The following is a 12,191-nucleotide window of genomic DNA, read 5'->3' as shown; positions in this document are numbered from 1 at the left end:
AGGTAATATCGGACATGCTGTGACGGGTGTCACCCGAGTTATCTGTGTCGAGCCGACACAGTATTCTCGTGGCACCCGCGTCCTAATGCACCGCCGCTAAGGAGTCCCATGAGCTTCAAGAGTCCGTTTCCAGACGTCGAGATTCCGAACAAGAGTGTCTACGACTTTCTGTTCGGCGACATCGCCGACGAGGATCTGGCACGGCCCGCACTCGTCGACGGCTCGTCCGGTGCGGTCACCGATTACGAGACTCTGATCCGTCAGATCAACGGTGTGGCAGGCGCTCTCGCGAATCGTGGCATCGCCGTCGGTGACGTGGTTGCGGTGCATTCACCCAACGTGCCTGCCTTCGGGTCGGTGTTCCACGGCATCCTCCGTGCCGGTGCGATTGCCACCACGATCAACGCGCTCTACACCGCCGAGGACATCGGCAAGCAGCTCACCGACTCCAAGGCGAAGATGATTTTCACGGTGTCTCCGCTGCTGCCGCAGGCGAAGGCCGCCGCGGACGCCGTCGGCATCGCCGCCGAGAACGTGATCGTGCTCGACGGCGCCGAGGGGCATCCGTCGCTGAAGGATCTGCTCACCGAGGGCGCCCCCGCCCCCGACGTGAGTTTCGACCCTGCAACACATCTCGCGGTTCTGCCCTACTCGTCTGGCACCACGGGTCGCCCCAAGGGTGTGATGCTGACGCACCGCAACCTCGTCGCGAACGTCTCGCAGATTCAACCCCGTATGGGCGCCGATCACGACGACGTGCTACTCGCGGTGCTGCCGTTCTTCCACATCTACGGCATGACCGTGCTGCTCAACCTGGGCCTGAAGGTCCGTGCGTCGCTGGTCACGATGCCGAGGTTCGACCTCGAGCAGTTCCTCTCGCTCACCACCGAGAAGAAGATCACCTACCTCTTCATCGCGCCGCCCGTGGCGGTCGCGTTGGCCAAGCATCCGCTCGTCGACAAGTACGACATCTCGAGCGTTCGCTGCGTGTTCTCCGGTGCCGCGGCGCTCGACGAGAACCTCGGCAACGCCGTCGCGAAGCGGCTGCACACCAAGGTCCGCCAGGGCTACGGCATGAGCGAGCTCAGCCCGGTGTCGCACTCCATTCCGTTCGACGGCGACGACATGCCGCTGAGCAGTTGCGGTGTCGCCGTGGCCAATTCGGAGAACAAGATCGTCGACCCCGCCACCGGGGAAGAGGTCGCGTACCCGGAAGCCGGATCCGATCAGGTCAGCGAGCCCGGTGAGCTCTGGGTCAAGGGCCCGAACGTCATGGTCGGCTACCTGGGCAACGACGAGGCGACGGCAGAGACGCTCGACTCGGACGGCTACCTGCACACCGGTGACATCGCCGTCGTAGACGGGCGCGGCTGCGTCTCGATCGTCGACCGGCTCAAGGAACTGATCAAGTACAAGGGCTACCAGGTGCCGCCCGCCGAGCTCGAATCGCTGCTCCTGACTCACCCGCAGATCGCCGACGCCGCCGTCATCGGTGTGCTCGACGACGAGGGCGAGGAAGTTCCGAAGGCGTTCGTCGTGCTCCAGCAGGGCGCCGAACTGTCCGAAGACGAGGTGATGAGCTTCGTCTCCGAGAAGGTGTCGCCGCACAAGAAGGTGCGTCGTGTCGAGTTCATCGACGTCGTACCGAAGTCGGCGTCGGGCAAGATTCTGCGCAAGGACCTCCGCGCGCAGGAGAAGGCTCACTAGTTTTTCCCCAGAACAACCGGCGCGTCGCCCGATACGGGTGGCGCGCCGGTGTTTCTCCATCGTGGACAGGCGAGTGTAGACAGGAACCATGTACGTCACCGTTGACATTGCCCAGGGAACCCTCCGAGGACGCGAGGCGGACGGCATCGCCTCCTTCAAGGGTGTGCCCTACGCTCAGGCCCCGTTCGGCGCCAACCGTTTTCGCGAGCCGACGGCACCACCCGCATGGGAGGGCGAGTTCGACGCCGGCGATTTCGGACCCACCCCGCCTGCTCCTGGCTATCTGCCGCCGACGGACGCCATCCTGCCCGCGCCGGTGGTCGAGGGTGACGGCTGCCTGAACCTCAATGTCTGGACCGCCGACCTCACCGGGTCCGCGCCGGTGCTCGTGTGGATTCACGGCGGCGCGTTCGTCAACGGAAACGGTGCCATCGCGACGTACGACGGAGCCGCCTTCGCGCGTGACGGAGTCGTGTTCGTGTCCATCAACTATCGGCTCGGCGCAGAGGGATTCGCGCGTATCGAGGGCGCGCCCGACAACCGCGGCTTGCTCGATCAGGTGGCCGCGCTCGAGTGGGTGCAGGCCAACATCGCGTTGTTCGGCGGAGACCCGACGACGGTCACGATCATGGGTGAGTCGGCCGGCGCCATGAGCGTCGCCACGCTCATGTCGATGCCGCGAGCCGATGGTCTCTTCACGCGGGCAATCCTGCAGAGCGGCGCCGGGCATCACGTCATCTCGGCGGAGTCGGCGGCGAAAGTTGCCGACGCGCTGTCGTCGGCCGCAGGCGTTCCCGCGACGGTCGACGGCCTCGCGACGGTGTCGCCCGCGGATCTCGTTGCTGCACAGGCGAAGGTGTCGGCCAGTGTTGCGCAGGAGCCCACGAAGTGGGGTGAGGTCGCCCGCAACACCATGGCCTTCGAACCGCACATCGACGGCGACGTCGTGCCGGAACGGCCCATCGACCGCATTCTCCGTGGAGAGGGTGCCCTTGTCGACGTTCTGATCGGCAGCAACACCGAGGAGATCGCGCTGTTCCTCGTTCCCGCCGGTGTCACCGAGCACGTCACCGACGACATGGTGGCGATGACGCTCGCCGGGTACGGCGCCGACGTCGAGAAGGTCCTGGCCGTCTACCGCGAGGCCATGCCCAACGCATCCGCGGGCGAGCTGCTGATGGCGGTGATGACCGACTGGGTGTTCCGCATCCCTGCGCTGCGCATCGCCGAGAACCAGGCGTCGTACGTCTACGAGTTCTCGTGGCGCTCACCGCTGTTCGACGGCAAGCTCGGCGCCTGCCACGCGCTGGAGATCGGGTTCGCCTTCGACAACCTCGACGGTTCCGCGGGTATCGCAGGGCCGAACCCGCCGCAGGAGTTGGCGGACGAGATGCACCGCGCGTGGGTCGATTTCGTCCTCGACGGCAAGCCCGGCTGGGATCTGTACGGCCCGGAGCGCACGGTCAAATTCTTCCCCGGCGGAACCGTCGACGATCCCGCTGCCGCAACGCGTGAGGTGTGGGACGGGGTGCGGTAACTTCTCAGCCCGTGAACTACTCAGCCCGTGAACTACTCAGCCCGTGAACAGCTCAGCCCGTGAACGGCGGGACGAACACGCAGGGCACCGGCCGCGGATGCGCCGGGTCGAGAGCGTTCAGCACGAAGGCGGCCGCGCGCGGCGATCCGGCGATGCCCGCATGTTCGGAGAAGTCCTGGTCGCAGGTGTCCTGGACAACGATGTTGGTGGCGTTCGGGGCCTCGACGTACCCGTCGGTGTAGGGAACGACCACTTCGTCGTACCGCGTCATGATGTTGGTGTACGTGATCGACGGCAGATACGTCGGCACCTCCCGGAGCCAGTCGTAACCCGGTGCGGGAGAACTGTTCTTCCACAACGGTGCCAGCGAGACGTACTTGTCGATTTTGTCGGCACCTCCCAGGAAGTGCGCGTAGTAGCTGGGGATCACGGTGCCCTGTGAGTGGCCGACCACGTCGAACTTCGGGGCACCGGTCGCGGCGAGAACCCTGTCCGCGAACGCGGCGAACTGCGCGCCCTTCGCCGCGACGTCCGTGCTCAGCCCGCCCAGGGCCGAGATCGGCCACGGCCCGGGCAGCACGCCGTAGGTGAGGGCGAAGACGCAGTAGCCCTCGTTCTTCAGCAGCGGGACGTATGTGCCCCAGTTCGTTTGCTGCCCACCGGCGGTGCCGTGGCTGAGAATTACCGGATTGGGGTGCTCGGCCGTGGGCTTGCAGGAGAAATCGTTACTACCTGGGAGTGATCCACCGGGATTCGCGATTTCTTGCGGAATTCCCGAGAAGAAGTTGTAGTCGACCGGAAGTGGGTCGCCAGTCGCAGCTGGGGCGCAGACGAGCCACGCGCCGGCGGCCAGGGCAGCAATCCAACGAGTTCGCATGGGGGACATTATTACTCGCTCTGGAAATGCCCAATCGCGAAATTCAGCGCAATTCCGGGAACGCGTTTTCGATGGCGGCGAGTCTGCGGCGGGCAGGCCCTCTGCCGTCGTAGGTGAATTGGTCGCGATCGGCGTCGACTTCCGCCCCTTCGAGAACACCGGCCTCCCAGATTGCGGCGTCGAACTGATAATGATGCACGTCCAGCGCGTCCCGGCGTGATCGAAAGTCGTAGACATCGCCGATGAAGCGATGGCCCGATATCAGCCCTTCGGCGTAGCGGCGGTGGATGTCGGCGAGGTCGGCCGCGAGCCCTGATCGGCGGTCGAGGTACTCGCGATCCGGCGCCTCGATCGGAACGAAGTCGGGGCCGTACTTCTCCACTATCTGCGGGATCCACACGTCGTGAATGCGTCTGCGCAGCTCTGGCTCCGTGAACCCCAGTGGATCGGGAGGAGACGCCGCATATTCAGGCGACGGACCCGACATGTAGTCGCCGGCGAAATCCTCGAGGTCACTGAACACGACGCTGGGCAGAGTCGTTGTCAGGCCGAGTGAGTCGACCCACTGCTGGTCTTCGGGGCGGCCGTGACCGCCGCGCGTCCGAGCGACATGACTGTGCAAGCGGAAGAACCGCTGCACAATCGTCTCGGCCGAGTACACCCCGCCCAGATAACGTCCGAGGATCTTCGCGATGTCACGATCGAATTGCAAGTAGTCCATGTTGCTCTCATCGCCGTGTGGTCTTTATCCCGCTCGCTTGGACGCACCCGCGACCGGATCGGTTCCACGATCCGCTGGACGAGTAGACGCGCGCCACCGTCCTCCGACGTGAGAAACTTCCCCGCATGAGCATCGGAACCCTGATCCTGCTTCGTCACGGCGAGAGCGAATGGAACGCCTCCAACCAGTTCACCGGATGGCAGGACGTGCGCCTGACCGCCAAGGGCGAGGCCGAGGGCAAGCGCGCCGGCGAGCTGATCAAGGAGTCGGGAATCCTGCCCGACGTCCTGTACACCTCACTTCTGCGCCGCGCGATCAGCACCGCGAACATTGCGCTCGACGCCGCAGACCGCCACTGGATTCCGGTGGTCCGCGACTGGCGTCTGAACGAGCGGCACTACGGCGCTCTGCAGGGTCTGAACAAGGCGGAGACCAAGGACAAGTTCGGCGACGAGCAGTTCATGCTGTGGCGCCGGAGCTACGACACGCCGCCCCCGCCCATCGAGGTCGGCAGCGAGTACAGCCAGGACGCCGACCCGCGGTACGCCGATCTGGAGTCGGTGCCGTTGACGGAGTGCCTGAAGGACGTCGTCGTGCGGTTCATCCCGTACTACGAGGAGACCATCGCCGAGGATCTACTGGCGGGCAAGAACGTGATCGTCGCTGCGCACGGAAACTCGCTTCGCGCGCTGGTGAAGTACCTGGACAACATTTCCGACGACGACATCGCCGGACTCAACATCCCGACCGGCATTCCGTTGCAGTACGACCTCGAGGAGAAGGACGGCAAGCTCGTGCCGACCAACCCCGGTGGCACGTACCTCGATCCGCAGGCGGCGGCGGCGGGTGCGGCAGCGGTCGCGAACCAGGGCGCGAAATAACAACAGGTAAACGGTGAGGAAACGCCCGTGCAGCGGCTGGTGACCAGGAGAAATCCCGGCCCACCCTGCGCGGGCAACCATTTCTCCGACCGTACGATTCTGGTGTGAATGTCGCGTCCGTAGTCCTGATCGCCGTGGTTGCGGCGATCTTGGGATACCTCGTCGGCGGCGTTCTGATCCCGTATCTCAACACCCGGCACTCCACTCGGCAGCGCCAGGAGTCGGGCCTGACGATGTCGCAGGTTCTGGACCTGATCGTGTTGGCGTCGGACAGCGGGATCGCCGTCGTCGACCAGTTTCACGACGTCGTCCTGTTCAATCCACGCGCCGAAGAACTCGGACTTGTTCGCAACCGCGCCCTCGACGAACGAGCGTGGAAAGCAGCGACCCGCGTCCTCGAGACAGGTGAGGACGTCGAGGTCGATCTGAGCTCCGACGTTCCTGATACCCGCGGGCGCAAGCGCATCGCCGTGCGAGCCGTCGCCCGCTTGCTCAGCCAACAGGACCGGCGTTTCGTCGTTCTGTTCGCCGACGACGATTCGGAGACGGTCCGCATGGAGGCGACACGGCGCGATTTCGTCGCCAACGTCTCGCACGAGCTCAAGACGCCGGTCGGTGCCATCAGCCTGCTGGCGGAGGCGCTGCTCGAATCAGCCGACGACCCGGTGTCGGTCATGCACTTCGGCGAACGGATGCTGGGCGAGTCGACGCGTCTGGGAAACATGGTCTCCGAACTCATTTCGCTCTCTCGACTGCAGGGCGCCGAGAAGCTGCCGGACCTGGAAGTGGTCGACGTCGACACCGTCGTCAAGCAGGCGCTCGAGCGGTCCGAGCTCAAGGCCGAGGCGGCGGGCATCGCCGTGACCACCGACCATCCCAGTGGCCTCGAGGTGCTCGGCGACCAGAGCTTGCTGGTGACGGCGCTGGCCAACCTGGTGGAGAACGCGATCGCGTATTCGCCTCCGGGAGCTCCGGTTTCGGTGAGCCGCTCCTTGCGCGGAGACGTCGTGTCGATCGCCGTGACGGACCGCGGAATCGGCATCGCGAAGGAAGATCAGGAACGCGTGTTCGAGCGCTTCTTCCGCGTCGACAAGGCTCGCTCGCGTGCCACCGGCGGTACCGGCCTCGGGCTTGCGATCGCGAAACACGTTGCGGCCAACCACAACGGCAGCATCTCTCTGTGGAGCAAGCCCGGCACCGGCTCCACCTTCACCCTGAACATTCCAGCCCACATCGAGGACGACCAACTATGACCGACGAAGCACTGACCCTGGAGGCCCTGTGACGAGCGTGCTGATCGTGGAAGACGAGGAGTCGTTGGCCGACCCCCTCGCGTTCTTGCTGCGCAAGGAAGGGTTCGACGCGACGATCGTCGGCGACGGCCCGTCCGCTCTCGCCGAATTCGACCGTGCGGGAGCCGATATCGTTCTGCTCGATCTGATGCTCCCCGGCATGAGCGGCACCGACGTGTGCAAGCAACTGCGGTCGCGCTCGGGCGTGCCGGTCATCATGGTGACGGCTCGCGACAGCGAGATCGACAAGGTGGTCGGACTCGAGCTCGGCGCCGACGACTACGTCACCAAGCCGTACTCGGCGCGTGAGCTGATCGCTCGTATTCGCGCGGTGCTTCGTCGTGGGTCCGACAGCGAGGACATCATCGACAACGGTCTTCTCGAAGCCGGTCCGGTGAAGATGGACGTCGAGCGTCACGTAGTCATGGTCGACGGTACCCAGATCACGTTGCCGCTCAAGGAGTTCGACCTCCTCGAATACCTGCTCCGCAACTCCGGGCGCGTGCTCACTCGAGGCCAGTTGATCGACCGGGTGTGGGGCGCGGACTACGTCGGCGACACCAAGACGCTCGACGTGCACGTGAAGCGTCTGCGCTCGAAGATCGAGAAGGACCCGGCCAAGCCGGCGCACCTGGTCACCGTGCGCGGGTTGGGTTACAAGCTGGAGGGCTGAGCCCCGAAAATCAACTCCCCAAATCCGTGTGCGACGTCCCCTGCCCGGTGACCTTTCCCAGCCGCTCCGCCTCCCGCGTCGCGGGGTGCACGGCGATCAGGCCCAATCCGGCGCGGCGACGGCACAGGGCGGCGAGTTCGGCGTACACGTCCTTGCCCAGCAGTTCGGTGAGTTCGGGACCGTACGACTGCCACACCGGGCGGGTGCCGACGTGGGCGTCGGGGGAGCCCGAGCAGTACCAGTTCAGGTCGGCGCCGCCCTCACCCCAGCCGCGTCGGTCGTATTCGGCGATGACGGTTTCGAGTATCTGCACCCCGTCGGGGCGCGTCTTCCACTCCTGCGTGCGCCGTACCGGTAGCTGCCAGCACACGTCGGGCTTGACCTCGAGCGGCTCGATTCCCTTGCGCAGCGCCATTTTGTGCAGAGCGCATCCGATGCCGCCGGCGAAGCCGGGACGATTGAGGAAGATGCAGGCGCCCTTGTGCTTTCGGGTGCGTAGCGCTTGCTCGTCGTCGAGCTCGTCGGCTTCGACGAAGCCCTTCTTGCCGAGCCCTTTCTCCATGAACTGCCATTCGTCGGCCCGGAGCATCTTCACGGACTTCTCGAGCTTCTGCAGGTCTTCGTCATCGGAGAGAAAGGCACCGTGCGAGCAGCACCCGTCGTCGGGACGATCGGCGACCGTTCCCTGACAGGCGGGGGTACCGAACACACACGTCCACCGCGACAGAAGCCACGTGAAGTCCGCTTTGATGACGTGTTCCGGATTGTTCGGATCGGTGAATTCGACCCACTCGCGCGGAAAGTCCATGTCGACCTCTGGGGCCGCAGACGTACCAGGTGTCACAGTGCTCGACCGTAGACCCAGTACCGTGTGCGTGTGCGATTAGGTGTTCTCGACGTCGGAAGCAACACGGTTCATTTGTTGGTGGTCGACGCTCATCGCGGCGGCCATCCCACTCCCATGAGCTCCACCAAGGCTGCGCTTCGCCTGGCCGAGAACACCGACGATTCGGGTGACATCACCGGACAGGGCGCCGATCGGCTGGTGCGCACGGTCGCCGACTTCGCCTCGATCGCCAAGTCGTCGGGCTGCGGCGAGCTGATGGCGTTCGCCACCTCCGCTGTCCGCGACGCCAAGAACTCCGACGCTGTCTTGGGCCGCGTCCGCAAGGAGACCGGGGTCAGCCTGCAGGTTCTCGAAGGCGACGACGAAGCAAGGCTGACGTTCCTGGCCGTCCGTCGTTGGTACGGCTGGAGTGCCGGACGGATCCTGAACCTCGACATCGGCGGCGGGTCGCTGGAGCTGAGCACCGGGGTCGACGAGAACCCCGACATGGCCATCTCGCTTCCACTCGGCGCCGGCCGCATGACGCGGGACTGGCTCGACGAGGACCCGCCCAGCAAGCGACGGGTCGCCGTCCTGCGGGACTGGCTCGACGCGGAACTCGTCGAACCCGCGAAGAAGCTGCGCGAACCGGGGGCGCCGGACCGGGTCGTCGGCACATCCAAGACGTTTCGATCACTGGCCCGCCTGACCGGTGCGGCGCCGTCCGCCGCTGGTCCACGCGTCAAGAGGACCCTCACGTCCGACGGTCTTCGCCAGGTCATCGCGTTCATCTCTCGAATGACCGCGGCGGACCGTGCAGAATTGGAAGGCGTGAGTACGGATCGATCGCGGCAACTCGTCGCCGGCGCGCTGGTGGCCGAGGCAGGCATGCGTGCGCTGTCGGTCGATTCTTTGGAGATTTGCCCGTGGGCCCTTCGGGAAGGCTTGATTCTTCGCCAACTCGATACGGAGACTTTCGGAGAGACGGTGGAACTGCGATGACTGACGAACCTGCCGACGGCCAACAGGTGTCCGTGGCCGAGCTTCTGGCCCGCAACGGCCAGCGCGTCAGCACAGGTGGGCGCCGTCGGCGCGGAATGGCGGGCGGCATTTCGGTCGCCGAACTGACCGGTGAGATTCCCGTGGTGCAGGACGAGCCGGAAGCCGAGGCTGCACCTGCGGAACCCGCACGACCCGAACCCGTCCGGCCCGAACCCGCACGCCCCGAACCCCCGCGTCCCGAGGTCAAGCGCCCCGAGCCCGTCCGCCCCGCACCACCGAAGGCCCCTGCCGCGAAGGCCCATGCCACCAAGGCCCCAGCCCCCACCAAGGCCCCGGTCAAAGCTCCCGTCTGGCCGACCGAGGGCGAGATTCCGGACCGACCGTCCAAGTCGACGATGGACACCACTCGGACCTTCGCGATGGCCGAGGTCGAGCCCGACGAGGACACGGCTGTGGAGTCGGGCGCCGTGGAGTCGGACGCCGCGGAGACGGCACTCATCCCCAAGCTGCGCCCTGAGAAGCCGGCTCGGAAGCCAGCCCCGACACCCGCAGCCCCCGTGATCGACGACGCCCCGGACACCGACGCCCACGCGGTGGTCGACGCCCCGCCCACAACCGAGACGAAGACCGAACCCAAGACCGAAGCGCCCGACACCGACGAACCCGAGGCCGAGCAACCCGAGGCGAAAGAGTCCGAGGCCGGCGATCTCGAGGAGAAAGACCCCGCCCCCACCGGCAAGCGCAGCCCCCTGCGCCAGTGGGCCGGAATCGTCGGCCAAGGCCTGGTTGCCATCGTCATGGGTGCGGCTCTGTTCAAGGGCTTCGAACGCCTGTGGGACGTCCTCCCGTGGGTCGCGCTGGTGTTGGCCTTCTTCGTCATCGTGGGGCTCGTGGCGGTGGTCCGCGTACTGCGTAGGACCGACGACATCGTCAGCATCCTGCTTGCCGTGCTGGTCGGTGGTTTCGTGACGCTCGGACCGTTGGCGTTCATCCTGAGCACCACTTGAGCGTCCGGATACCCATAGGCCTCTCCACGGCATCCGTCTATCCGCAGACCACGGAATCGGCGTTCCGATTCGCCGCCGACCTGGGGTACGACGGTGTCGAGATCATGGTGTGGGCCGACGCAGTCAGCCAGGACGTCGCCGCCGTTGCCGCGCTGAGCCGCAAGTACTCGATGCCGGTGGTGTCGCTGCACGCCCCCTGCCTGCTGATCACGCAGCGAATCTGGGGAGCGGATCCCGTCGCCAAGCTGGCTCGGTCGGTGCAGGCCGCACAGGATCTCGACACCCAAACAGTCGTGGTCCACCCGCCGTTCCGGTGGCAACGCAAGTACGCCGACGGTTTCGCCGATCAGATCGCCGGGCTCGAGGACCGCTCGGACGTGGTGGTGGCCGTGGAGAACATGTTTCCCATGCGAGCGGACCGTCTGTTCGGCGCGAAGGAAGGCTCGGCGCGCCGGTTGGGTAAGCGCGGCGGACCCGGTCCGTCGGTGACGGCATTCCAGCCGACGTACGACCCCACCGACGTCGGTCACCGGCACTACACGCTCGATTTCTCCCACGTCGCGACTGCGGGGTCCGATGCGATGGAGATGGCCGAGAGGATGGGCGACGGTCTGACTCACCTCCATTTGGCGGACGGGCGCGGAGCGTCGGTGGACGAGCATCTGATTCCCGGCGACGGAACCGTCCCCGTGGCGGAGGTGTGTGCGGCGCTGATGAAGAAGGGCTTCGACGGCCGCGCGGCCGTGGAGATCAACACGCAGAACGCACGCACCAAACCGGAGCGGGCGGCGATGTTGTCACGTGCCCTGGAATTCGGACGGAAGCACCTCGCATGAACTCGCCCTTCAAGGATTTGACGACGCTCACCCAGCGCGACGACGACACCTTCGACGCGGCGATCGCCGACACCTGGACCATCGGTCCGAAGGTGCACGGCGGGGTGATGATGGCCCTGTGCGGCGCCGCCGCGATGACGCGACTCGGTGCCGACGACACGGTGCCGCTGGCGGTCGGCGCGAACTATCTGAACGCGCCCGACCCGGGGCCGGTCACCCTTCACACCGTGGTCCGGAAGCAGGGCCGTCGGGTATCCCACGTCGACGTCGAGCTGTCGCAGAATGGCCGAGCTGCCGTGAGAGCGGTTGTGACGCTTGGTGTTCCGGACTCGGCGGCTCCCCGGCACACGCTGGGGTCGCTGTCGATGCCGGCGGAGCCTTCCGCGGATGCGCAGGCCATCGACACCGGGCATCCCATGTCGGAGATCGTGCACGTGGCCACCGGGTGCGACATGCGGATCGATCCGTCGTCGGCGCACTTTCTGACCGGGTCGACGGGGGAGTCGGAGATCAGGTTGTGGGTGCGTCCGAAGCCGGCCGACGAGGCCGACCCCACCACGGCGGCACTGTTCGCGATCATGACCGGTGACATCTCTCCGCCCGCCACGATGAACCGCGGGATGTTCGGGTGGGCGCCGACCGTGCAGCTCACCACGTATCTGAGGCGACGCCCCGCGCCCGGCTGGCTGCGAGTGGTCGCGTCGAGCTCGGTCATCGGCGAGACGTGGTTCGAGGAGGACCACACGGTCGTCGACTCCACCGGCGCGGTAGTGGTGCAGAGTCGCCAGCTCGCGATGGTCCCCTTCGGCTAGCACTTCATCTCGACATGGCA

At 66.0% G+C, this 12,191-nt stretch carries 12 protein-coding genes; 9 read left to right on the top strand and 3 right to left on the bottom strand.

The window, feature by feature from the left end:
• The first annotated feature begins 108 nt into the window (after window positions 1–108).
• Window positions 109–1,707, top strand: a complete 1,599-nt coding sequence (locus AC59JP_RS16740) for a 4-coumarate--CoA ligase family protein (RefSeq protein WP_497326916.1) — start codon at window positions 109–111, stop codon at window positions 1,705–1,707.
• Between the two features lie 88 nt (window positions 1,708–1,795).
• The gene (locus tag AC59JP_RS16735; protein ID WP_497326915.1) at window positions 1,796–3,244 is read left to right on the top strand and encodes a carboxylesterase/lipase family protein; all 1,449 of its coding nucleotides are present in this window, start codon (window positions 1,796–1,798) and stop codon (window positions 3,242–3,244) included.
• 52 nt (window positions 3,245–3,296) lie between these two features.
• Here AC59JP_RS16735 and AC59JP_RS16730 read toward each other — a convergent pair whose 3' ends face one another.
• Complete coding sequence (locus tag AC59JP_RS16730; protein WP_497326914.1) at window positions 3,297–4,130, bottom strand: esterase/lipase family protein; 834 nt, start codon at window positions 4,128–4,130, stop codon at window positions 3,297–3,299.
• Between the two features lie 34 nt (window positions 4,131–4,164).
• Window positions 4,165–4,842, bottom strand: coding sequence for a hypothetical protein (locus AC59JP_RS16725; protein WP_497326913.1), 678 nt, complete (start codon window positions 4,840–4,842; stop codon window positions 4,165–4,167).
• A 125-nt stretch (window positions 4,843–4,967) separates the two neighbouring features.
• Between AC59JP_RS16725 and AC59JP_RS16720 the strand changes: the two genes are divergently transcribed.
• The 3 genes from AC59JP_RS16720 (at window position 4,968) to AC59JP_RS16710 (ending at window position 7,688) form a co-directional block, all read left to right on the top strand.
• Entirely contained in the window at window positions 4,968–5,723 is a 756-nt protein-coding gene (locus AC59JP_RS16720) for a phosphoglyceromutase (RefSeq protein WP_497326912.1), read from the top strand.
• A gap of 104 nt (window positions 5,724–5,827) precedes the next feature.
• A complete protein-coding gene (locus AC59JP_RS16715) occupies window positions 5,828–6,976 on the top strand; it encodes a sensor histidine kinase (RefSeq protein ID WP_497326911.1) in 1,149 nt (382 codons plus the stop codon).
• A gap of 28 nt (window positions 6,977–7,004) precedes the next feature.
• Window positions 7,005–7,688 (top strand): winged helix-turn-helix domain-containing protein, encoded by a 684-nt coding sequence (locus AC59JP_RS16710; RefSeq protein ID WP_497326910.1) that lies wholly within the window; start codon window positions 7,005–7,007, stop codon window positions 7,686–7,688.
• 10 nt (window positions 7,689–7,698) lie between these two features.
• Here the strand turns inward: AC59JP_RS16710 and AC59JP_RS16705 are convergent, their stop codons facing one another.
• Entirely contained in the window at window positions 7,699–8,496 is a 798-nt protein-coding gene (locus AC59JP_RS16705) for a DUF3109 family protein (protein WP_497326909.1), read from the bottom strand.
• Window positions 8,497–8,565: 69 nt separating this feature from the next.
• Between AC59JP_RS16705 and AC59JP_RS16700 the strand changes: the two genes are divergently transcribed.
• The 4 genes from AC59JP_RS16700 to AC59JP_RS16685 are packed head-to-tail and all read left to right on the top strand — an operon-like array spanning window position 8,566 to window position 12,171.
• Window positions 8,566–9,516, top strand: coding sequence for a Ppx/GppA family phosphatase (locus AC59JP_RS16700; RefSeq protein ID WP_497326908.1), 951 nt, complete (start codon window positions 8,566–8,568; stop codon window positions 9,514–9,516).
• Window positions 9,513–10,523: an Rv0497 family membrane protein gene (locus AC59JP_RS16695; RefSeq protein WP_497326907.1), complete on the top strand. Its 1,011-nt coding sequence runs from the start codon at window positions 9,513–9,515 to the stop codon at window positions 10,521–10,523. The genes AC59JP_RS16700 and AC59JP_RS16695 overlap by 4 nt, the downstream gene beginning before the upstream one ends.
• Window positions 10,520–11,359, top strand: coding sequence for a sugar phosphate isomerase/epimerase family protein (locus AC59JP_RS16690; protein ID WP_497326906.1), 840 nt, complete (start codon window positions 10,520–10,522; stop codon window positions 11,357–11,359). The genes AC59JP_RS16695 and AC59JP_RS16690 overlap by 4 nt, the downstream gene beginning before the upstream one ends.
• Complete coding sequence (locus tag AC59JP_RS16685) at window positions 11,356–12,171, top strand: thioesterase family protein (protein ID WP_497326905.1); 816 nt, start codon at window positions 11,356–11,358, stop codon at window positions 12,169–12,171. The genes AC59JP_RS16690 and AC59JP_RS16685 overlap by 4 nt, the downstream gene beginning before the upstream one ends.
• The last annotated feature ends 20 nt before the right edge of the window (window positions 12,172–12,191 follow it).

This window comes from Rhodococcus sp. 320_ES (genome assembly GCF_059691855.1).
The sequence above is the reverse complement of the archived record's forward strand: the minus strand, read 5'-3'. Positions and strand labels throughout refer to the sequence as shown.